Annotated in this window: 14 protein-coding genes; 4 read left to right on the top strand and 10 right to left on the bottom strand. The window is 47.7% G+C overall.

The window, feature by feature from the left end; all coding sequences use genetic code 11:
- The first annotated feature begins 37 nt into the window (after window positions 1-37).
- The 3 genes from ICL07_RS00345 to ICL07_RS00335 all read left to right on the top strand — a co-directional run bounded on the left by ICL07_RS00345 (window position 38) and on the right by ICL07_RS00335 (window position 4,604).
- Window positions 38-1,402, top strand: coding sequence for a DUF4270 family protein (locus ICL07_RS00345; RefSeq protein WP_188085970.1), 1,365 nt, complete (start codon window positions 38-40; stop codon window positions 1,400-1,402).
- Window positions 1,403-1,421: 19 nt separating this feature from the next.
- The gene (gene metK, locus ICL07_RS00340) at window positions 1,422-2,678 is read left to right on the top strand and encodes a methionine adenosyltransferase (RefSeq protein ID WP_188085969.1); all 1,257 of its coding nucleotides are present in this window, start codon (window positions 1,422-1,424) and stop codon (window positions 2,676-2,678) included.
- A 501-nt stretch (window positions 2,679-3,179) separates the two neighbouring features.
- Window positions 3,180-4,604, top strand: coding sequence for a right-handed parallel beta-helix repeat-containing protein (locus tag ICL07_RS00335; protein WP_246484950.1), 1,425 nt, complete (start codon window positions 3,180-3,182; stop codon window positions 4,602-4,604).
- An 83-nt stretch (window positions 4,605-4,687) separates the two neighbouring features.
- On the opposite strand, the gene ICL07_RS00330 is transcribed toward ICL07_RS00335, so the two are convergent.
- The 10 genes from ICL07_RS00330 to ICL07_RS00285 form a co-directional block, all read right to left on the bottom strand.
- Window positions 4,688-6,388 carry a GMC oxidoreductase gene (locus tag ICL07_RS00330; RefSeq protein WP_188085968.1) on the bottom strand — a complete coding sequence of 567 codons (1,701 nt, stop codon included), beginning with the start codon at window positions 6,386-6,388 and terminating at the stop codon, window positions 4,688-4,690.
- Between the two features lie 142 nt (window positions 6,389-6,530).
- On the bottom strand, window positions 6,531-13,298 hold the full coding sequence (locus ICL07_RS00325) for a fibronectin type III domain-containing protein (RefSeq protein ID WP_188085967.1): 6,768 nt from the start codon (window positions 13,296-13,298) through the stop codon (window positions 6,531-6,533).
- A gap of 354 nt (window positions 13,299-13,652) precedes the next feature.
- Entirely contained in the window at window positions 13,653-14,702 is a 1,050-nt protein-coding gene (locus ICL07_RS00320; RefSeq protein ID WP_188085966.1) for an acyltransferase family protein, read from the bottom strand.
- Window positions 14,703-14,717: 15 nt separating this feature from the next.
- Window positions 14,718-15,902 carry a glycosyltransferase family 2 protein gene (locus tag ICL07_RS00315; protein ID WP_188085965.1) on the bottom strand — a complete coding sequence of 395 codons (1,185 nt, stop codon included), beginning with the start codon at window positions 15,900-15,902 and terminating at the stop codon, window positions 14,718-14,720.
- A gap of 17 nt (window positions 15,903-15,919) precedes the next feature.
- The gene (locus ICL07_RS00310; RefSeq protein WP_188085964.1) at window positions 15,920-16,495 is read right to left on the bottom strand and encodes a gluconate 2-dehydrogenase subunit 3 family protein; all 576 of its coding nucleotides are present in this window, start codon (window positions 16,493-16,495) and stop codon (window positions 15,920-15,922) included.
- A 6-nt stretch (window positions 16,496-16,501) separates the two neighbouring features.
- Complete coding sequence (locus ICL07_RS00305; protein ID WP_188085963.1) at window positions 16,502-17,302, bottom strand: carboxylesterase family protein; 801 nt, start codon at window positions 17,300-17,302, stop codon at window positions 16,502-16,504.
- A 29-nt stretch (window positions 17,303-17,331) separates the two neighbouring features.
- Complete coding sequence (locus ICL07_RS00300; protein ID WP_188085962.1) at window positions 17,332-18,060, bottom strand: TolC family protein; 729 nt, start codon at window positions 18,058-18,060, stop codon at window positions 17,332-17,334.
- A complete protein-coding gene (locus ICL07_RS00295; protein WP_188085961.1) occupies window positions 18,057-19,499 on the bottom strand; it encodes an O-antigen ligase family protein in 1,443 nt (480 codons plus the stop codon). Before ICL07_RS00295 ends, ICL07_RS00300 begins: the two co-directional genes overlap by 4 nt.
- Window positions 19,500-19,618: 119 nt before the next feature.
- Window positions 19,619-20,695 (bottom strand): acyltransferase family protein, encoded by a 1,077-nt coding sequence (locus ICL07_RS00290; protein ID WP_188085960.1) that lies wholly within the window; start codon window positions 20,693-20,695, stop codon window positions 19,619-19,621.
- A gap of 23 nt (window positions 20,696-20,718) precedes the next feature.
- Window positions 20,719-22,905, bottom strand: a complete 2,187-nt coding sequence (locus tag ICL07_RS00285; protein WP_188085959.1) for a GumC family protein — start codon at window positions 22,903-22,905, stop codon at window positions 20,719-20,721.
- A gap of 800 nt (window positions 22,906-23,705) precedes the next feature.
- On the opposite strand from ICL07_RS00285, the gene ICL07_RS00280 reads away from it, so the two are divergent.
- Window positions 23,706-24,095, top strand: coding sequence for a response regulator (locus ICL07_RS00280; RefSeq protein WP_188085958.1), 390 nt, complete (start codon window positions 23,706-23,708; stop codon window positions 24,093-24,095).
- The last annotated feature ends 31 nt before the right edge of the window (window positions 24,096-24,126 follow it).

The raw sequence follows: 24,126 nt of genomic DNA, 5'->3' as shown, positions 1-24,126 counted from the left end.
TTTTCGCCAACTTCATTTTAACTAACAATCTTAACGCGTGAAGATTAATTTCAGGAACCTTAGCTTAGTAGCCGCTTCTATTGCGTTGTTGTACGGTGCTTCCGGATGCAATCAGTCTACTATACTCGGACAGGGACTGATCCCGCCGGGTGACTTTGTAAATGGGCAGGACACCACCATCAACACCATCGTTGCGAATAATATCTTAAAGTACGACTCTTTGTTCTTCAACGGTTACGACCGGACAGAGAAAGCGTTGGGCTCCATCACTACAGACCCTGTTTTCGGCAAAACCCATGCTTTTGTATTCATGCAGGTGGGGTTGCCTTCCAGTGCCTTCACTTTCGCAGGCACCGGTCAGACACTTGATTCTGTAGTCCTGTCGCTCGCTTACCTGGGCTACAAGGGAGATTCCACTACCACTCAGACCTTCCGTGTTTACAGGATGTCAGAACCTGGATTCAAAATAGACTCCAACTACGCCTACAACAAAATGTTACAGTACAATCCCGGCGAATTACTGGGTACGGCCACTGTAACGCCATTGGGGCTGAAGGACTCTGTCAGCGTATACGATAAAAAAGAGGGCGCTCAGCTGCGTATTAAGTTAAGCAGCGCTTTCGGTAACGATTTACTGCAACAGAAATCTGATGGGGCGTTTACCAATGACTCTTCCTTCCGGAGCTACCTGAAAGGGTTTGCATTGATTCCTGATACCATTGCCGGTACCAACCGCAACATGATGTTCTTTGATGTGAACAACGCCAACACCAAGTTGACTGTTTTCTACAAGAACTCCGTGGATGATTCCCTGCGGGCTACCTTTGCTTTCGGTAACAACTCCGCACACTCCAATACCTTTATCCGTAATTATAACGGTTCGGAAGCCAGCAGATATATCAACACCGGTAATCCCAAAGGAGACAGCATCCTGTTTTTACAGAGCTCACCGGGTGGTTTATACACCAATCTGTTGATTCCTCACCTGGAGAATTTCCCCAATGCTGTGATCAACAAGGCAGAACTGGTGATTACCCAGGTTACTGTCGGTCCCAGCGATATGAACAATATCTTTAAGGAACCAGCCAAGCTTCTCCTGACGCAGTATGTTGGTATGGGCGACTCCACCAAAAGCCTGATAGACCAGCTCGCCGGCGGAAACACTGCCTATTTTGGCGGTGACAAACAGATCATTACCAATTTTGGAGGGGTGCAGGTTGCACAATACACCTTCAATATCGGGCGTTATCTGCAGGCGTTGATTAAGAAGCAGGAAACCAATGCAGGCTTCAAACTGCAGGTAGTACGTACTGCCTATCCGGATGTAGACCGGTTGAAAGCGGGCGGTGGAAACCTGTCTCAGTACAACATGAAATTGCGAATTATTTACACAAAACCTTAAATCGCTAATCCAAATTTTTATGCCTTATTTATTTACATCTGAATCAGTTTCAGAGGGACATCCTGACAAGGTTGCGGATCAGATTTCTGATGCGTTGATCGATCATTTTCTGGCATATGATGCGTCATCCAAAGTTGCTTGTGAAACATTGGTAACTACCGGGCAGGTAGTACTGGCAGGAGAGGTTAAGTCTGAAGCTTACCTCGATGTGCAGGACATCGCCCGCGAAGTAATCCGTAAAATCGGATATACCAAGAGTGAATATATGTTTGAGGCTAACTCCTGTGGTATTTTTTCCGCTATCCATGAGCAGTCTCCTGATATCAACCAGGGTGTGGACCGTTCTTCTCCGGAAGATCAGGGTGCCGGCGACCAGGGTATGATGTTCGGTTACGCTACCCGTGAAACGGAAAACTATATGCCGCTGGCGTTGGATCTGGCTCATAAACTGCTGTTGGAACTGGCTGCATTACGCCGTGAAAACAAAGACATCACTTATCTGCGTCCGGATGCCAAATCTCAGGTAACCATTGAATACTCTGACGATAACAAACCTGTGCGTATCGACACGATCGTGATTTCTACCCAGCACGACGACTTCGGAAACGACGAAGAAATGCTGGCTAAAATCAAAGCGGATATGATCAACATCCTGATCCCGCGCGTGAAAGCTCAGCTGAAACCGGAACTGCAAAAGCTGTTTGAAGGTTATGATATCCAACACCATATCAACCCTACCGGCAAATTCGTTATCGGTGGCCCTCACGGTGATACCGGTCTGACCGGCCGTAAAATCATCGTAGACACCTACGGTGGTAAAGGCGCTCACGGTGGTGGTGCTTTCTCCGGTAAAGATCCTTCCAAGGTAGACCGCTCTGCGGCATACGCTACCCGTCACATCGCTAAAAACCTGGTAGCTGCCGGTGTTTGCGACGAAGTACTGGTACAGGTTTCTTATGCTATCGGTGTAGCTAAACCTTGCGGCGTATACGTGAATACTTACGGTACCTCCAAAGTAGGCCTGAAAGATGGTGAGATCGCTAAGAAAGTGGAAGAAATTTTCGACCTGCGTCCTTATGCTATCGAACAACGCCTGAAACTGCGTAACCCAATTTATAGCGATACCGCTGCTTATGGTCACATGGGCCGCGAACCTAAGGTGGTTACCAAAGTGTTTAACAAAGGCAAGAAAAACGAAAAATCTGTAGAAGTAGAACTGTTCACCTGGGAGAAACTCGACTATGTGGACAAGGTAAAAGCTGCCTTCGGCCTGTAATAGCCGTCAGCTTTTATACTACTGTTGTCAGTATAAACATTATAAAGAGGCGATTGATAAACCATTTATCAATCGCCTCTTGCTTTTGGAAACAGCTATTTATTCCTTTTACCCGTGGTGCAAAAAAACTTTAAAATCTTCAAAAAAAATTATATATTTATTATGTAAATATATATTAAATAAATTAATATGCTCTGTGGGCCTGTGTTCCAGCACAGGAGAGGATCTTCGGATGCGGTCGGTAATTTTTAATATGTAGTTTACGGATGTATTTATCCCCGGGAAATCGTCTAACCGTTTCATTGCGTTATGGTGGCAGTCTGCAAGTGTTTTTCTATCAAAAAATTATTTGATCTTCACGCCTGAAAAACAAATTTATCAGGTTCCGTATCGCCTGAATGCAGCCATACTGGCGTCTTTCTCCATTGCCTAACCATCCGTATCCGGTAAACTGACCGCTTTACGCGGAATTAATTTATACCATCATTTTATTGAAGAACCATGAAGAAGCACCACCTTACTTCCCAACTGCTTATGCTGAAGTTTGCATTCATTGCGATAATTTATTTCGGGAGTTGTAACAAGACGGTTGTTAAACCGGAAACCCCTCATGGGGAGGACCCGACAGAACAACCTTCTACGCCCAATCCGCCGGTAAAAGGGAAGGAGTATACGCTGGTGCCGGATGCCAGCGGACGCCTGGTCATAGACGGCGCTAAAAGTCCGTATAAAGGCGGAGATGCCCTTAACCTGAAAGGCCGGTTCCTGTCCATCAACATCACCAACCTGAATGGCACTGCTGGCAGTCCTATTATCATCCGTAATTTTGACGGAACAGCTGTAAAGATCGGCAATCCCGACTGGAACGGCGGTTCCTGGGCGGAAGCACTGAGCCTGGTCAACTGTCATTATATCAAAATAGGCAGCGAATCGTCCCGCACTGATTTTATTATCGATGGATCAGTTCATCCGGCGAGAGACGCTTACTTTAACCTGGTATTAAGTAAACATACCGACAATATCGAAATCAGAAACCTGACCATCCGTAACGGTGGCACGGGTATATGGGCTAAAACAGATCCGGTGAAAGGGGATGCGAGCACCTACTATCCCAATTCACAAATGGAAAATCTGCTGATCCACGACGTGGCTATCAGCGGCACCAATAATGAAGCGATGTACATTGGTCATACTGCCACCTATTGGGACCTGAACGCCAATACTTCCTATTATGGCGACCCATCCGGTTTTACACCCGGCAGCCAGTATGTACAACCCATCAAATGGCACAATGTAAAAATCTATAACAACCAGGTCCAGGATGGCGGCGCAGATGGTATCCAAACGGCAGCCATTGATCAGCTGGAAGTATACAGCAACACGGTAACCAACTGGGGAATGAGACATAACAGTTCCCACAACGGCGGTATCCTGATTGGTGGCAGGGTTACCAATTCATACGTGCACGACAACTACGTACATGACGGCTGGGGCGAACTGTTGCAGTTCTACGGTTCAGGTGAAAATGGTTCCAAACATGTGATCAGTAATAATTTGTTTGTCAACAACAGTCAGGGTGGCAACGATGGTATCAGCTTCAGAGGTACAGACCGGGCAGCGGTAACCATCAGTAATAACACAGTGGCGCTTACCGGCGGTGTGTCTTTGCGCATCAACGGCGAAAAAGGAATGACGGCCGCACTGGTGGTAATGGACAATGCGTTTATCCAACCCCGTATGAGCGGCGGTGCTATCACCTATAACTCTTACGTATATACGGAGAATGGCGGCGGTGCCGTAGAAGGCACCGGAGACAAGGCTAACAGCCGTATTCCTTCACTGGATGCAGCTGGCGTGGACATCGGGAACTACTTTTCTCCCAAAGCCGGTTCTGCGATAGGTGTAACAGGATACCGGAAAAAATAATTTATGCTATAGAAAACCTTATAAAACGAAAGACCGAAACAGATAGCCTGTTTCGGTCTGCTGTTTTTATGGAACACAAAAAACTAAAGCTCTTTGTTCTTCAGTAGTTGTACTGCATGATCACACGCACGGGCAGTCAGCGCCATATAGGTGAGCGACGGGTTCTGTGTGGCAGAGGAAGCCATACAGCTGCCATCGGTCACAAATACATTAGGCACTTCATGCAGCTGGTTCCACGCATTGAGCACAGACGTTTTAGGATCGCGTCCCATCCTGGCAGTCCCCATTTCATGTACACACTCACCGCCGACGTAGTTGTAGTCGAACCCGGAAATATGGGAAAACCCGCTTTTTTCCAGCATCTCCTCGGCACTGCTCCGCATATCTTTTCGCATGGCTTTCTCATTGTCTTTGATTTCAAAACTGATCCTTACCAGTGGTTGTCCCCATTTATCGGTAGCACCAGGATCAAGGGTTACCCGGTTATCTGCATAAGGCAGCATCTCTCCCCAGGCGCCCAGCCACATTACCCATTTACCGGGTTTAACCAGGTCTTTTTTAAACTGATCGCCATAGCCTGGTAGTTGGTAATGATCCATCCAGGCTTCTCTTTCAGCGTACCCCTGGTAGCCGAAACCGCGTACGTAATCTGTTCTGCGCGTGGCATCGTTCAGGTTGCGGAAACGGGGAATATAAATACCGGCAGGTCTGCGGCCGGAATAGTATTGGTCTTTAAAGCCATCGTATTCACCCATGGCGCCTACTTTAAAATGATGGTCCATCAGATGCCGGCCTACCAGATCGTTGTTGTTGCCGAGGCCATTCGGAAATGCATCGGAAACGGACCTCAGCAAAATGGCGGCAGATGCGATGGTAGAGGCGTTGAGGAAAATGATACGGGCGTAGTAGGTGAAGCTCTCTTTTGTCTCTGTATCAATAATCCTTACCCCACTGGCTTTGCGCGTATTTTTATCAAAGATGATTTCTGTAACAATACTGAAAGGCCGTAAGGTGAGGTTGCCGGTAGCCATGGCTGCGGGCAGGGTAGCGGCGTTGCTGCTGAAGTAACCGCCGAAGGGGCAGCCACGATGGCACAGGTTACGGTATTGGCAGGGGCCGCGGTTATTGTGACCTTGAGACAGGTTGGCCACCCTGGCGATGGTCAACAGGCGGTCATCATATTTTTTTTTCAGTTGATCCCGCAGGTGTTGCTCCAGGCAATTGAGTTCCATCGGAGGCAGCAACTGACCATCGGGCAGGTGGGGTAATCCTTCCGGCTGTCCGCTGATACCGGCAAACCGCTCCACGTAATCGTACCAGGGTGCGATGTCCTGGTACCGAATGGGCCAGTCCGCACCATGTCCATCTTTGGCATTGGCTTCAAAATCCAGATCGCTGAGGCGGTAACATTGCCTTCCCCAGGTGAGGGAGCGTCCGCCTACCTGGTATCCCCTGATCCAGCTGAAGGGTTTCTCCTGGATGTAGGGATGTTCTTTGTCGCGTACAAAAAAGTGTTTGCTGCTTTCATCGTATGCGCCGCTCTGTATCGGATCTTCCTGTTTATCCTGTTCGGGATTGTTGAGCCGGTGTTTAAACTCCCAGGGGTGAAGCGTAGCGGTCGTATAGTCCTTTACGTGCTCAACATTTCTTCCTCTTTCCAGCAACAATGTTTTGAGTCCTTTTTCGCATAGTTCCTTCGCCGCCCAGCCTCCGCTGATGCCGGAGCCGATGACGATCGCATCGTAAGTATGGTCGTTTGTTGCTTTAATGTTCAGGTTTGCCACTGGTTATCTGCGCTATTGTGTTAACAAAAAAATGAATCAGGTATTTAAAAGTCCTATAAAGTATGATTTTTTCTATTAGTGATATTGAAAAAAATCCGGCTGTTACACCGGATTTTTTTCAAAGCTATGTGCGGTGACTGCTTTATTGTTTCACCAGTTTAATTGTTGTTACTGTCTGGTTATCGGCGATGACCTGCAACAGATAGACCCCTGGCGTTAATTCGCGGCCGGTGATGTCCATTCTGAACTGGTAAGAGCCTGGTGCAACGAGACCCAGATCTTTCATGGTAACGATGCGGCCGTTGAAGTCCAGCAGTTTTAATGCCGTTCTGTAGGAGCCTTTTCCTTTTTGTGTGAGCGCCACATTCACAAAGTTGGTGAATGGATTAGGATACACCTGGGAAACGGATACGTCCGTAGCAGCGTTGCCGGTAGCATTGGTGGTATTGTCGCCGATGTTCAGGTTTGTTTTTGGCGCGGTTGCCATGGTGCCGGTACCGCCGATTTTAGCGAATGTTTGCGGTACTTCTCTCGGGAACGCTTTAATAACGAGGGCATTCAGGTAACCATACGTGTTGTTGGCTGTATAGATCACCAGCAGCATTTGACCATTCTGGTCAGGAGACAGGTGATCGAGTGTAACAGTATTGGTGCTGTTGTCATAGGCATCCAATGTTACCGTTCTGCCATTGATGTTATAGGCGGTGATCCTGGTGCCGCCGCTGGCGCGACTTCCAAAGAAGGTAAAGGAGTATTCTTTGGATTGATCGAGGTTGGAGAACTGCATTTTAGCGGTATCTCCTGGTTCCACGTAGTAAGACTCTGCGATCACCAGATCAGGATATACACCACTGTTGTTACCGGTTTGGAACCCTGCAGGGTTAGTACCGGTGAAGTTGTCAATGATGGTCCAGCTGAAGCTGGTTGGGTTGCCGTTACCGTCTTTCGGGTTAGCCATGGTCTGATTAAGGTATGGCAGTGCGTTGGTGTTATTCCACGGTGCCGGCGCCGGATTTACGGTGTTAAAGTTGATATTGACACCATAAGCGAGCGTGCCACCGGCAGCGATGTTGCTGTAATCGGACTGTTTGGTGGCAGTGATAGCTCTTACTTTATAGAAGTAGAGGCTGTTGCTGCTCAGACCGGTGTTGTTGTAAGTGGTTACATTGGCGGCAGTGGTAGTCAGCAGGGTGTAGGTACCATTGCGATCTGTAGAGCGCCATATCTCAAATCCTGTTTCATTGCTGGATTTGTCAGCCCAGGTGAGCTGGATGCTGCTGGCTGTTTGGCCGCTGGTAACCAGGTTGGCCGGAGCCAGTGGGATTCCGTTGTCGACATAGGACTGAATCACCATAGCGCCGATGTAGCCGGCGAAGGAACCGGAAGCCTGCTGGAGCGTAAAGTCGATATTGCCGTTGGCATCCGGGCTTAAGCCATTGATCTGTACTGTATTTTGTGTATTGCTGGCAGCATTCAGTGTTACTGATTGTCCGCCGGCACTATAGATGGTATTTCGGTTATCGCTGACAGCTTCACGGCTGGCGAAGAATACAAGGTTGTATTTGAGCGTAGCAGACAAACCACTTAACCTGATGCGTTTAGCCTGGCCGCTTTGATCATAATAGAAAGTGTGCATAACCACATCCGGGTATACGCCGGAGTTGTTGCCGGTTACGGCGCCTATGTTGTTGTCTCCTGTCAGTGCATCGAGCAGCGTAATATTGATACCGCTGGCAGTGCCGCTTTCATCGAGGATGTTGGAGATGGTTGTATTGGCATTGGCCGGTGAATTAAAGTTATTCCATGGCGCGGGTGCTGGTTCAATACGGTTATAGTTTACATACACCGATGTCATGTTTTTATCGGTGACCTGTACCTTGAAGGTGCGGCTGCTTTGGGCGCCTTTGTCGTCCCGGGCAGTAACCGAGATAGTATAGGTACCAATGTTTCCGCTGCTAGGCGCGAGCTTCAGGGTGGCTGTTCCGTTGCCGGTATTCTGCAGGGTTGCGAAAACAGGCAGGCCGGTGGCAGAGATGGTGATCACATCGCTCGGATCATCCGTCGCATGGAGATTTACCTGTACGATGGCATCGGTTTTCATGGCCACATTGCTGATGCTGTCGAGAACCGGTGGCATGTTGGGCAGGTTAATACTTACGGTATCGGACGGGGTGCCACCGTGGGTATTAATGGCACGTACCACATAATAGTAGGTATGATTACCGGAAACATTCGGGTCCGTATAGGCGGTATCGTTAGCATTCGCAACAGGGCTCAGCAACTGGAACGGACCTGTTTGGCTGGTAGCGCGATATACTTCGTAACCGGTTTCGTTATAGGCTCTGTCAACCCAATTCAATCTCACACCGGCAGGGAGGCTACGGGCATTGAGACTGCCTGGTTTGGCAGGTGCTTTACCATCATCGTAGTTAGCCTGTATCACCATGGTATTGAGGTAAGCATAGGCAGAACCGTTGAGAGCGGTGAGGTCTACGTTGATAGTGCTGTCACTGTTGGCTCTGATACCAGTGGCTGTCACCGTGTTGCTCGTATTGCTGGAGGCGTTCAGACTTACGGTGGTGCCGTTTACGGTATATCCTGCAGTACGGGGATCAGTTACGCCTGCGCGGCTGCCAAAGAAGGTGAAAGAGTAAGTGTAGGCAGTGTCAAAACCACTCAGTTTGAGTGTTTGTTTATCTGCCATGGTAAACCATGCACTCACCATAGCGGCATCCGGATAGATACCGGAATTGTTATTCGTAGTATAACCAAAGTTATTGGTATTGGCGCCACCATTAACGGTTTGCCAATTGGTCATTACTTTCATGGAGATGCCGGTATTGCGACCGTTGTTATCCAGCATATTGGAGAACACATCATTCAGTGCCGGCTGTAATTTGTTGGTATTGTTCCAGGGCGCCGGTGCTTTGTAGGTTCCGTCGTTGAAGTTGATATATACGCTGTAATTGGGATTGACAGCGGTTACGGTGATATTGAACGTTTTGGAATCCACGCCTCCGTTGTTATCAGAAACGGTAACGGTGACAGGATAAGTACCGTTGTCGCCATAACCCGGAGCCAATACGATGCTGGCGTTGTTGCCATTGGTGGTGAGTGTAGCGAATGTTGGCAGATTCGTCACATTCCATGTCAGCGCCTCGGTACTATTGGTTTCGCTGGCAGACATATTGATGGTATTGGAGCCTTTTTCTGCCATCGCCACATTAGCGATATTATTCAGCACCGGTGGATAGCTGTTGTCGATTGTCAGGTTAAATGACCGGGTAACCTGACCGCCATGTCCATCGGAAACGCTCACCTGTATGTTGGAGTAGGTGCCGACATCAGCGATGGTGGGGGTAAAGATGATGTTACCGGTACCATTGCCGGATACGGTCAGCGTACCGAATGCAGGCAGGTTGGCGGAGGTAATAGTCAATACGTCGCCGTCAGCATCAGTAGCGTTGATTGGTACATTCAGCTGTGCATCGTAACGGATTTTTTTATCCGTCAGCTGCGGCATGGTAGGTACAGAGTTGAGCGTCGTTGTGCTGGCTTCATTGGAGAAAGTACTGATACCGCCTTCATTCTTCGCTTTTACCTTGTAATAGAAGTTGGTGTTGGCGGTAAGAGCGGTGTCGCTATATACAGCGTAGGCACTGTCGCTGCTGCCAATGGAAGTCAGCAATACATAGTTACCATTGGTATTAACGGAGCGATAGATGTCGAAGCCGGTTTCATTGTTGGAATTGTCGTTCCATTTCAGGTTGACGGTGTTCGGTGATACAGCAGTAGCGGTAAGGCCGGACGGAGCAGTTGGTATGGCAGGCAGCGCAAAGGTAGTAGCCTTGATATCGTTGTTTTCAAAGGCACTGGAGGGGATGTCCTGTTTGGCAATATTGGGACCCATATACCGGGCATGCAGTTCCTGTCCGCCTGTGGCCTGGAAGTAGGTCACATAGAACTGGTGTCTGCCAGCGGTCAATGTTTTTTTGACGGAGGTTTTCTCTGTGGTGGAACTGCGCGTTCCATTGTTGTCAACAACCAGATAGCTGGAGCCAAAGCCGTCAATATACAGGCGGCTGCCGTCATTGGAAGCGGTATAGAAAGTATACTGACCGGCAGTAGGAATATTTATATAGCCGGAGTACTTGATGGCGTAGTTGGCATCACGGTTACGCATATCCAGTGTTACTGCCGACGTAATACCGGATTTTACCGGTGTTTCCGTAAAGGCAGGAAGGGTGGAGTAGCTGGTTGCTTCGTAGTAATCGTATTTCAGGCCGCTGATATCGCCCAGACCGGGACCTGCGTTGCCATAGCGGTTGAGCGCCTGTACCTGGTAGTAGTAGGTCGTCTGCGGGGCCAACAGGCTATCCGTATAGCTGGTAGCGTTAGCTTTGGCAGTACCGATGATTTCAAACGGTCCTACCTGGCTTTCGGAGCGGTATATTTCGAAGCCGGTTTCGTCGCTGCTGTTGTCGTTCCAGGTAAGGTTGATCTTATTGAATGAAACAGCGGTAGCTTTCACATTGCTGGCTGGTACCGGAGGGCCAGGCATGGTAAAGGTATCGGTATAGGCAGAAGCAGGGATTTCCGTTCTGCTGTTGATACCTGCGGCGGTGCTGGTCCAATACACCTGCATATTGGCGCCTCCGCCTTGCTGGAAGAAGCTGATCGTGATGGGATAGGAACCCTTGTTCAGGTTGATAGTGCCGCTGGCGTATTGTGAGCCATGCAGCCCATCATTGTTCACCAGTGCGGTCGCACTGGGATTATAGGTGCCAATGTACAGTTTGCTGCCATCGTCAGAATTAGTTTCAAACTTATAGCTGCCGGTAACAGGAATGTTAATATACCCTTGCCACAGGATCGCGTAGTTGATGTCCTGTGTTCTCACGGAAAGGTCTGGCGTAGCAGAGATGCCAGTTTTGACCGGTGTGAGGTTATTAAAGTTAGGCAGTGTACTGTACGTACCGTTGTAGTATTTGTAGTTGAGACCTTTGGTAATGGTAACGGCACTTACCTGGTTGCTCGGGTTGGAGACGTTGCCGGTAAGATCTCTGGCTTTCACGGTAAAGGCATATACGGTTCTGGTAGTAAGACCACCTACCAGGAAGGTAGTTTGGTCTGCATTAACAGTATAGGATTTAACGCCGTTAATATAGATATCGTATTTGTCTACCCCAACATCGTCTGTGGAGGCAGTCCAGGCAAGCGAAACGGAATTGGCGGTAGAACCGGTAACGGTGAGGCTGCCCGGAGCGGTAGGCGCCTGGCTGTCTACCATGGTGGTAGCATTTACCTCGCTGCTGACAGGGGCTGCGCCGTTATTATTTACGGGTCGTATAATATAATAATACTTCGTATTGGGATTGAGGTTATTGTCGGTATAAGTTAGCACATCTGCATCTACCTTAGCGATCAGCGTATAACCGGTACCGGGAGTAACGGTACGGTATACTTCAAAAGCTGTTTCATTATACACAGGATTGGGTTTGTCGCTCCAATTCAGGGTGATCTGTGTTCTGGAAGCAGCTGTTGCCTGGAGTGCGGAAATGGCGTCCGGGGCGTTGGCGCCATTGGCAGCAATTACTCTGAAAGGATCGGAGAAATCGCTGGAGCAGCCGTATTGTTCGGTTACTTTTACAACATAGTCACCGGCTTGTCTTACGGCGAAGGTGTTATTGGTACCCAGTGTGGTATTATCGGTAGATTTTTTCCAGAGATAGCTGGCGTAGCCAGTGGGTACTTGCAGCACTACGCTGTCTTTGCCTTCCGGGGTAGGTATCACATTGCTCATCAGGCCGGCGATCTGGATCGCCGGACTAACAGTAGCGGTTTTAATTTTCACTACCACGGGAGTATGAGACCAATCGGACCAGGTAGTGCCGTTATATATCCTGGCGTCGTAGGTACCAATTTCCGTTACAGTCAGTGTATTGGAGCTGGCTCCCGGAATAACGGCGCCATCTTTACGCCATTCGTAGGCGTTGAAACCGGCAGTTAGGCCGAGTGTCACATTGATGGGGTCGTTCACGCAGAACTCTGTTCTGCCGAAGAGCGGCCAGGGATTGGATTTATAAATGGCATTGACAAAAGGGAAATAATTGGCTTCTCCCCATGCTTTGTACCATACGCCATGTCCCATACCATCGTATATAGTCAGTTTTATGTTGCCGCCTGCTGCAGTGGCCTGGTTATAGACAGATTGTGCTACTTGGGGAGGAGGGTTGGGATCAACCCCTCCCTGGAACCACCAGATAGGAGTATATTTCCAGGAGTTGATCGTATTGGCGAGATCACTGGTGGCAGCGCTGATAGGCGTAGAGCCGGCAACCAGTTTGGGATTACGTTGAATAAAATCCCAGGTAGCGTTACCGCCGCCGGAAAGACCATGTACGAAAACACGGTAGGGGTCTACGTGAAGCTGCGGAATAAAATACTTATTCATTAGCTCTACGATATAGTCATAAAAGCTGGGACCGAAAAACCCGGAGAGATTCTGGGGGTAAAACAGGAAGGCGTTGGTAGTGCCATTGTCCACCGCGTTCATAAATACCTCGCCTCCATGGTATAGCTGGTATTCGTTGTCATAGATAGTTCCTTTCTCACCTAGTCCGTGGAAGAAAATGATGATGGGGTAAGTTTTGGTGGAATCATAGTTTTTAGGCCATTTCAGGCGAAACTGCATCCCGTTGTAGATATAAGCCTTGTAGGAAGAGGTATTGAAACTCAGCCGCGGAGTTCTCACCCACTTGCCTACCTGGCCCCAGGCCGGCTGGGCAGGCGGTGCAGATGAATTGTAGTTCACTACCGGATCATTCGGGTCGAGGACGCTTGTTTGCGCCATCAGGAACTGCATGCTGATCAGCATGAGTAGTGTAATCAGAGAGTAGATTTTTCTCATATATACCCATTAAGTATTAGGAACATAATCGTTTATGCGCATCCGGAAGCGGATGTACATGGTCAGTTGGCTTCGCAGGGGATTGGTCAAAAAAATTAACGGACTAATTACAGGGCAACTTCAACTTAAATGTTGCGACAGTAAATAAACCTTTACGGTTCTGCAGAGGAGATGGTAAATTATGGTTAGTACCGGGGCATTCACATACAACGACAGAGCGTTTCCCGATATGCGGTGCAAAATAGAAAATAAACAGGATACGTTGGGAAACTAATTCGTGAACACGCTAAAAGAAGCGGTGAAAAGCAGAAAATCGGCTTTAAGTGATTGACGGCAAGCGGTAAGTCAGATCGACTAATAACCTACCAGGTACCTGCTGTTTCTGCCCAGCACCTTTTTGGTGATTTTCAGGCAGATAACACTGGCGATCATGATAAACAGATAACTTAATGTCCAGGTAAGTAAATTCCCGGGAATCTCCTGATGGTACAATTTCTGACTTACACCCCGGAGGAACAGGACAAAGAAATAGTGCACGAAATAAATACCGAAACTTAGTGTGGCAATGGTGCCTACCCATTGCGGGATAGATTTTTCAAACCGGCCTAACCAATACAGGTAGAAAATACAGAGCAATAACTTCTGTACATAGTCCACCCGGTCATATAGCCATGCTGGTGAAAACCAGGTAACAGCCATAAATGCCAGTGGCAGTAAGGTGGTTATGATCCGATAGCGGTCTGCCAACCCCAGAATTTCTTTTTTGTAGCGTGCAACGAACATTCCAAACACGTACACAAAAAGAAAATGAATAGCATTAACCGGTATATCGCTCAATACACTTCTTTTCCAGATCATGGCGATAGCAAACAGAGGGATCAGCAGGTAATACAATCGTGGCTGCCGATCGATACGCAACAGCAGGGGGGATATAAGATAATAAAGGGTGATGACAGGGATAAACCAAAACTGTTGCAGATGGGCGCCATGGAACAGGTAGTAGCCGGCTTGTTCCCATTTGGGCCAGGAAAGGAAATCTGCGTGCTGGTCGGTAGTGAAACCAGGTACGTCTGCCCTGAATACGCGGTATATAATGAGTGGTACAGATAACACCAGGTACGGACAAATAACATACTGAAACTTTCTTTTAAGATAGTCCCGATACTCAAATTTATGCCCCAGGTACTGGAAAAGAAAACCGGAAATGAACATGAAGAAAATCGTGGAGTTTTCGAAAAGAAGTATCAGCGCCTTATGCACCGGAGAATGCTCCGGCCACCTTACCAGTACATGAGCTGCCACGATGTGCAGCATGGCAATCCCTCTGAAATAATGGACAGATCCTACAAATGCAGCAGACGGTTTGCTGACACTGGCGGTATGAGTGATGGTGGACGTTTCCATGTCAAATCCGGGCTTTTAAAAGGTTTGTGTACTTCTTTGGGCCTTATCCCATGCGGCCGATTGTTTTTTGCCGATATACCGGAAAAAACCCTGGTATACGGCGATATTCATGAACAGAAAATAGAAGGGGATATAAAACAATTTTGATTTACGATGTGCTTTGGCTTGCTGGTATCCAACCAATGCCGCCAGGTAAAAACACAGCTGGGCAGCCAGTACCAGCTGGTAAAAAATACCGGCGCCTGTCCATACCAGTACGATATTGCTGATCAACAACAGCGGAAGGCTGAGTGGACTGAGGGTCCAGCGTAATACCCGGTGTGAGATGTACTGGAAAGCGAGCAGGGGATATCTGAATATATTGAGTAAAGGCGACAGCATCACGATGGACTGGAAGCCACCGGCACTGATCCGTACCTTACGTTTATGTTCTTCTTCCATGGAGAAGGAAGGCGCCTCCATGGCGTAGGCATCGGGTGCATAGGCAATCCGGTAGCCTGCCATGTTAATGCGCAGGGAGATGATAAAGTCATCCAGGATGACATCTTCTTCCACAGGCGTGTAAAGCGTCGTGCGGATAGAGAACAATTCTCCTGCAGCACCTACCACGCTGTATAAATCGGCATCCAGTTTCTTCAGCAGGGATTCATATTTCCAATAGATACCTTCAGTAGCGGCGGCGCCGGTACTACCGGTAGCTACTACTTTTTTCTCACCTGCTACGCCGCCGGTTTTTTCGTCGGCATAATGTTGCACAATATTTTTGATAGCTGCGCTATTGAGGAGGGTATTGGCATCACAGAAGATCACAACAGGGTGCTGTACCTGTTTCATGGCCCTGTTGATGGCAGCTGTTTTTCCGTGCCTTTGCGGCTGATGCAACAGGCGGATGGAAGGGTATTGCGCAATGATATCCGGGGTTTGGTCGGAGGAACCGTCCGTCACAAAAATAATCTCCAGCTTGTCGGACGGGTAGTCCAGCTGCAGTGTGTTATGAATTTTCTGCTCAATAAAGTCTGCTTCGTTATAGGCCGCTATGACGAGACTTACAGGCGGTTCGAAGGGCGCCGCCGGACGGTCGTCCGGTTTGGAGAACAGCCGTTTGGCGCGGACCAGGCCATATAACAGCACCCCATATCCTATGTAATTATAGAACAGGATAAAAAATGCGGTAAAGAATATGAGGTAAATAACAATCATTGTCTGAGAATAGATGTTTATTCAGTGGCCCAGCATCGTTGTCCGGGTTGCAGTGGAACACAGCCCTGAAAGCGGCCGGGTATATAGTCATAAGCCATGGCTTTAGTGGCTCCCTGCATGGAAGTGCAGTAGCCCATGACTGTATATTTTTTCAGGGTGATGAAGAAGGAGTCTCCGAATAGTCTGGAAGATACTTTACCCATCAGTCCGCCCCAGGGTTTGCTTTTTTTCTCAAAATGCCCTACAATGGCGGCTTTATCTTCCATACGGCAATGCACAAACGATTTCCCGTATTGAGCCCTGGCATAGGAGGCGATGTCTTCCAGTCCGTACATAAAACGGTTCTGTACTTTGCGGGAAGAGCAGTCGCGTATCATGGTAACGATAAAGTCGTGTACGCCGGCGCTTTTAGCGCCGGGCGTATCGGTTTCCGGGATGATCACTTCCGCCAGTTCCGCGATGAGCGGCAGGTATTGGTCGAGATCCCGGAGGTCGGGCGTTTTATTAAAATGGTGGTAGCCGACACCGCCGGCAATAGCGGCTCCGGCGCCACCAAACAACATTATCCGGGTAATGGCTTTCCGTCTGTTCATCAGGTCCTATTTTTTTCGCTTGGTTGCATTGTAGCTTTGAAATTGCAGGAGCCATTCGTAGATGTTCATACCGTTTTCGCGGTAACGGGGATCATAGAACGAGTGCCAGCAGCAGTGCGCGCCGGGGTAAACGGTGAATTTGTTCAGCCCTGGTTTATACTTACCGATACTGTCAATGGCTTCTTTGGCATTGTTCAGAAAATAGTCATCCTGTTTGCCGGCGAAGTACCAGGTATGAATGCCTGCATCGGCTACCAGTTTATACCGTTGCAGATAAGGAGGGTCTACCCGTGCGGCCGACATGGTAACGCAGCCGGCTATACGGTTGGACAATTCCCTTTCATGTGTTTTAGCAGATTCTACTGACCAGCCGCCGGCGCTATAACCGGTGAGGTACATCCTGGTAGTATCCACCGGGTAATTTTTGATGACATCATCCAGCATGGCGCCAACGTCCTGCGGTGCAAAAGACCAGCTCTCCGCCAGCGGCGCCAGTACGATAAACTTATACAGCTGCTTGTCTTTTGGATTGACAGCCTCTATTTTCCTGCCTTCTTTCAGCTGGCGGGTAACGCCTTCTCTGAATATCTTGTTCAGGTCTTTACCAGCAATGCTTCGTCCGTGAAAACAAATCAGCAGCGGGTATTTTTTACCGGGAATATTTTCTTCCGGTGTATAAACCAGCGCCTGTCTTTTTTGCCAGGGGCTGATTTTGACTGTTGTGCTACGCATCGGGCTGTAATCCTGTCCCGCTGCCATGATCCCCGTCAGCAAACAACCTATAAGGGTCATCAATCTCCGATACATAATCATTTCTTTAAAAATAAAAACAACGGTTACAACTGCGCCATTACACTTTCCAGGGTAGTGCCTACCATAGCTTCCAGTATCAGTTTGGACTGGCGCAATACTTTCTCCAGCTGTATGTGTTTTACCAATTCTCCGTTATAGGCGCTGTAGGAAGATTTGTAGATCTCTATGGGAACGGCAGGGTCACCGGCGCGGAATTTTTCTTCGGCCTGGTTGTAGTTCTGCAATGCATCTTCCATCAATGGCATGTGCAGCTCATACAGTTTTTTGTTGGCGGCATATTCTTCATAAGCTTCCAGTACCTTGCCTTTCAGGGCCAGGGACTCAGCCTCCCGTTGTTTATCGAGTAATTTGCCTTCTGCTTTTACCCTTTTGATATCATTCGGGATTTTGATGAGGTTGCCCAACGGTAACATCACACCGAAGTTGTAACGGGGGTAGTAGTTCGTGTTGACGTTGTTGTTAGCGCTGCTGCCTTTGATGGTAAACTCGTTGAGGTTACCGGCGGCGGTGAAGTGGTTCAGCCAGGCAGCTCCCGCCATGTTTTTCTCATATTTATTGATCTCTTTTTTGATGGCATACTGGCTGATGTCGGGATTCTGAAGGGCCAGTTCCACCAGCTTTTCCTTGAAGCGGGCTACCGTTACGGGGTCCGCCGGCAGCTTTAATAACACTGCGGTATCTTTTTTCTGCAGTTGTGCGAAGGCGAAGAGGCTCATACACATTACCAGGACGGTAGTGAACGTTTTTTTCATGATTGCGTATTTAAGGCGTATAGATATTTTACTTTTATAGCGATGGCAGTGAGTGCGTTCAACATAATAGACGATTCCACGAGGGTAGAGGCGTCCTGCGCATATTGGGCCAGGGCCATTTCCAGCATGGATGCGGCAATGCCCAGCATCAATAGTTTATTGACTTCTCCATCTATGCGGAAATAGTTTCTTATCGCCATAGCGATTAACAGGAAGAAGTTGGCGGCTACCAGCAATATGCCCAGCCAGCCTGTTTCCAGTACGGCGCGCAGATAACCGTTGTCCGTCTGAAGATTGGCCAGCGGATGGCCGGGATAAAACAGCAGGCCGTTGCCGCCGGTGGTCATCACACCACCACCCAGCGGATGGTTATAGATATAAGGTTGTATGCTGTGACGGTTCACATCCCGTACATCCATGGAGGCATCCTGTTTGCCCAGGAAAGCGGTACGGATGCGGATGATGGTACCGTTGCTGTGAAAAGGCCCAAAGAGAATGACCAGCGCGGCAAAGCCGAATGCGATGGCAATCAGTATGGTATTGCGGTTACGCAGGGTAGCGAGCAAAAACAGCAGCAGCCCTACCGGCAACATCACGTAACCCGTACGGGTACCGGAATAGCCTAATGCCAGCGCCTGTAAAAGGATAGAGATAATCAGCCATATTTTCCTTTTCAGATTCAGATTGGCCATTTTAGCTGTCAGCAGTATCAGGCAGATAATGATGTTACAGGCCATGATAATCCCAAAGGAAGCCGCATCGGACATAAACGAAAAGATGCGGATACCGGAAATAATCATCGTGGTAGTGAACATCTTCGGGTATTTGGCGATAAACGCTTTTTCGTAAGGCATCAACCCAAACCATTGCTGTAAACAGGCATAGAAAGCAGCTGCGGTACAGATGGCAATCCAGAACTTAAAGAATGTCCGTACGTCCTTCATATTGTTGAACACATGCAGCCCCAGTCCCAGGAAAATCATGTTCCGCGCAATAACCCGGAAGAAGATAAACCAGGCAAATACCCGGTGTCCGGCAGGATTGGCGATTTCGATTATCAGCAGGATGATATACAGGTAGAAGGAAATCAACAGCGCATCTTTCATGAACTGTACCTTTTTTATGCTGTCATCTCCTCTGCGCAGAATACATCCCAGCAACGTGCTGAGGAGCAACCCGTCCATCACCACGCCGATGCTCTGGGTAGATCCGGAGATCCTTTCCAGTAAAGGCAGTATCAACGAAATGGTGATGAAAATATAGAACCCCAGCTTGTAGTTGATCACACATACCAGGCTCACGGCGATCCCGACAATACCTACTACTAAGGCCACACCGATTTTCAGGTCAAGAGAAGCCACATAGGTAAGCACCGGTATCAGCAGCACCCAGAGTACCATCATTAACAGGCGGACAATATTTTTTTTACTGGCAAACATTCGCTCACACTGGTTTTATAGAAATACTGTTTTAATCAGCAGCAGCAGGATGATAACACCTGCAAATAATATGATCAATGATTGATGCAGCGCTTCGCTGATAAATCTTTTTTGTTTTTTCATGATACAGGCATTGAGCTGGTGGCCAGCGGCCTTTCCTTGAAAGGCCCGGTGAAAAGAAATTTCATTCGCATCAACAGGCAAAACCGGTATAATATGATAGAGCCGAAAAGGCCCGCCAGTACCAGGATGAAGCATATAACCGGTACGTTGGTCAGTATGCCCGTTTTCAGGATCGCTACCCGCAGCAGGAAAATGATACCCAGGTGCAGCAGGTAGATGTACAGTGAATAATGTCCCAGCGTCTGCAATATTTTCAACTTTTCATATTTCGCCAGTATAAAGGCGATCATGATCACCAGCAGTCCGCCCAGCATCGCCAGCAGTGAAAACAGGTACAGGCTCATGTTTTCATGGGACATGCAGTAGTACTGCACACCCAGGAACACCGGCAGCAGCAGTATTGCTTTCAATGGAGAGGCCAGCTGTTGCTGTAATTTTTCTGAGAAAAAATATGGTACGGCCAGATGTCCGAATACAAAATAGATGTAATACAACATCACATCGGAAATGGTACTGATATCACCGGCGTACGACTTCATACCCAGCAACACCACTCCGAGTGTGATCTGCATCCAGGGGCGCAGTTTCAACACAGTGGAGGTAAACAGATACAGCGCGGATACGTTAAACAACGCTGCCAGGTACCACAACTGCAGCATACTTCGCGGATGAATAAAAATGTCGGCGTAGTTGTTTATCGTCAGTTTGTGATTGGTGTAATTCGTGAAAATTATCTGTAGGGAAACCTGGATAAAACACCATAGCAGATAGGGGTACAACAAGGTGTTGATCTTCGATATCAGGAAGTTCCGTGGCCCGCGTTTCTGAACACTGGCGGCGAAGAACAGCCCGGATAAAAAGAAAAACAGCGGCATCCGGAAACCATACAGTATTTCGTTTGTTTCCATCATGATAGTACTGATATTGGCGCCGGTATACAGCAGTCCATAAATTACATGACGATACAGTACGAAGATGATGGCGATACCTTTCGCATAATCAACCCAGGCGTAACGCCGGGAGGTTTGAGGGCGGAATGAAAAAACATAATTGATGATCTCTTTCAGTTTCATTAGATGGTTTTTTGTGCAGAATGCTACAGATCAAGGTAATCCTCATTGATGTTGTTAAGCACAGCGCCGAGCAATTTGCCATTGAGTCCCTGTAGGAACTGGATCGATTCTTTATCATTCTGTTTGAGGGAAATCCTGGAAGAGAATACCGCAACAACGCCTTCTGCATAATGCTCCAGCTCCTTGCTGTCTGTATAGTCATTCAGCGGAGCGCCTTCCATGATGATGAAGTCGTAATACTCCTTCAGCTGTGGCAGGTAATTGAGCAGATGATTTTTGGGGAGTATTTCGGTAGGCGTGTAGTCGCCACCTTTACAGCCGATTACTTCAATATTTTCTACAGAATAGGTGGTGACGATATCCTTCACTTTATCGATGCTGAATTCTTCCGGGGTAACAGAAAACGTTTCCAGGGTTGGCCTGGCTTTCAGCTGAAGGGTAAGGTCGTTGTTACAGAAATTGGTATCAATAATCAGTACTTTTTTGTTGCTGAGGCTCAGGCTGTAGGATACAGCCTGTACCAGCGTGGTTTTGCCCTGCTGGGGCTCGGTACTGGTGAAAAGGAAAATGGACTTGCCACTGTTTTCTATTTCAAAACGCAGCTTGCGCAGGAATTCACGGAAGCTGTTCTGGCGCATGCGTACCGCTTCATAGTTTTCTTCTTTTTGTTGCAGTACTTCAAGGATGCTGTATTTTTTCAGGTCGGCCCGATTGATCGTGCTGATCAGCTTCAGGTCTACGTTTTTCTCGAAGATAGACGGAGACTTGATGGAAGAATCGAAGAATTCGCGGAACAGGATGCTGATGGTCGTCAGCATAAAGATGGCCAGGCCCGCTACGCCCATGATAATAATCCGTTTGGAAGATTCCGGTTTAAAGGCGGGTTGACCTTTCAGCGTTTGACGGAAGTTGTCCATGGGGGCGGTGCGGTTATCGATCGCGGAGTTGAGTTTTTCTTTCAGCTTATTATACTCGTCCTGGGCCAATGTCACTTCCTGTTGCAGGGTGCTCACCGTCGCTTCCTTGTTGGCGTAGGAACCTACGGAACCTTTTAGCACTCTGATTTTTGCCTGCAGATTGGCGATATTTTGATTGGAGGCTTTCAGGTCTGATTCCAGTCCGGCTTTTTTCTGCAGCAGTTCTTCTTTGCTAACGGTGGTGCCTGTAGGCGTGGCGCTGATGGAAGAGGCATTTTGCAGTTGTTTGCGCAGTGCCTTGATTTTATCTGCCAGTACATCGTTGTTACTGCCGGTACGCAGATATTCATCGTTCAGATCATTGATCTGCCGGCGCAGTGACACAATATCATTGTTGCTGCTGTAGGCGGTTTTACCCTGGCCGGCGGCAGCGATCTGGGTGTTCACATTCTGGAGGGAGGCGGTAATAGAGTTGCTGGTCGCCTGTTCATCGAGCAGTCCTTTTTCGAGTTGACTGATCAGCGACAGTTCGTTGGTGCTGGCGGCTTCTACATTAAGCAGGCCGGCAGATGATTTATACAAACGCAGGGCTTCCACTTTGGCATCCAGCTCCTGTTTCTTTTTGTTGACCAGCTCTTCAAAGGTAGATACGTTTTCAACGGTACGCTCTGAACGCAGGCTGCGGTAATATCTGATAAATTCGCTGTACAGGGTGTTGACCACAAATGCTGACTGCTCAGGATTAGGGGAACGGAAAGAGATATCGATATAATCTGTCCTGGACAAACGGCCAACGTTCAGCATTTTGCGGATAGACTCATAGTCGTATTTGCAGAGTTTCAAGTACTCCAGAATACGGCGTTCATTAGGATGGTAGGAGCTAAGCATCTGGAGAGAGTCCAGGTGGTTACGGCAGATCTGCAGCGCTTCTGTTTTATTAAACTCTTTGTATTCCGGCGCTTTAAAATCTTTCTCCGTGAGTTGTACAAAGGGTTTGTTGCTGGTGAGGTCGTGAATCAGCAGCTGGTATTGTAAAAGTCCGATTACCAATGGCGAATTGATCGTCTGCACCACGTTTTCGAACTTTACGTCAGCTTCATATATATTGGTGTTCTCTTCTCTCAGGGTGATCTGGTCCTTAATGGTGAAGCCGGTAGACATCTGTGCGTTTGATACGTACAGGCGTTGTCTTCCCATCGTAAATACAAAGGCAAGAACCACTGCGGCGAGGGTACCGAGGATGATCCACCATTTCTTCTTCAATAATGCCTTTATAAAATAGATTACGTCCATATTAATTATGAAATTTTATTATTTCTCCATTTTTATCATGATCCGGTATACCGGTTGGGTTATGGTACCGGTGAGGGTACTGTAACCATATGGTGCTACAGCTTAAGTGCTAATGCACTGTCTGCGGCGGGTTTTAAAAAACGGGTAAGAAATTAATCCAACCAGCGTCTAGTTGGTTTTGTCGAAGGATGTGGTCAGTAGATGTGTAGGCAAAAACCGGCGACTTTACGGGGTACGGTATATTCCGACATGTAAAAAATGGTCGTGGCATATCCGGTTTACGCCGCTAAATTACGAGGCAATTTTTTAAGAGTTCTTTTTTTTGGGCGAAAGACGGGTTTTTGTTGGTGAACGATTAAAAATCCGGGTTGAAAATATTTCATAGTACGGCGAAACTGAAGCAGTTAAGTTTGAAAGGCTTCCTTAAATTGAGGATATACGCTATAACAAACGAATGCAGTAATATATGGAGTGTATATTATTTAATATATGCGAAAGCGCAGGAAAGAACAGGGTAATTTCGTTTACAGTGAAATTTCTGACTTTTACCGGAAAAAAACGACCGTTTACCAAATTATAGATTAGAAATAAAAGGTTTATTCTACTTTTACACCGTCAATAAAAAATGCCAGCATTACTATAGCCAGCGAATAGACTCGCAGTAATAATTCATACCACCATCCTCCTAAAGACCGCTTAACCTGACACCTGACCTTATCCCATTTAAAACCGTTGTTTTTATTTACCATGCTGCACCTGTGCAGTAAAAAAACCGATAAGTAGTCTCTTAATATAAGGTCATGAAAAAGACAATTTTAATAATTGATGATAGCGCACCAATCAGATTTCTGCTGGAGGCAATGTTGAGCAAGGAGTATAATGTGGTATCAGCTGCTGATGGATTTGTAGCACTCACCTGGCTTGCCAAGGGAAATGCAGTAGACTGTATTATCACTGATTTGCAAATGCCAAATATTGATGGATGGGAACTGCTGGAATACCTCTCCGGTAGTGGCCTGTACCAAAACATTCCGGTGGTGGTTTTATCCAGCCAGCCGGACATGGAAATGCATAACACCGAACACAGATACAATAATGTTTATGCCTTTGTGCAGAAACCATTTGATCCCATGCGACTGACAGAGATAGTTGGACAGGCTATTAACCGTCCGCTGATGGCTATCGCCTGAAGATTCTAATCATGTTGCTGTTATATAATCC

This window comes from Chitinophaga qingshengii (assembly GCF_014529935.1).
Taxonomy (GTDB): Bacteria; Bacteroidota; Bacteroidia; order Chitinophagales; family Chitinophagaceae; genus Chitinophaga; species Chitinophaga qingshengii.
The sequence above is the reverse complement of the archived record's forward strand: the minus strand, read 5'-3'. Positions and strand labels throughout refer to the sequence as shown.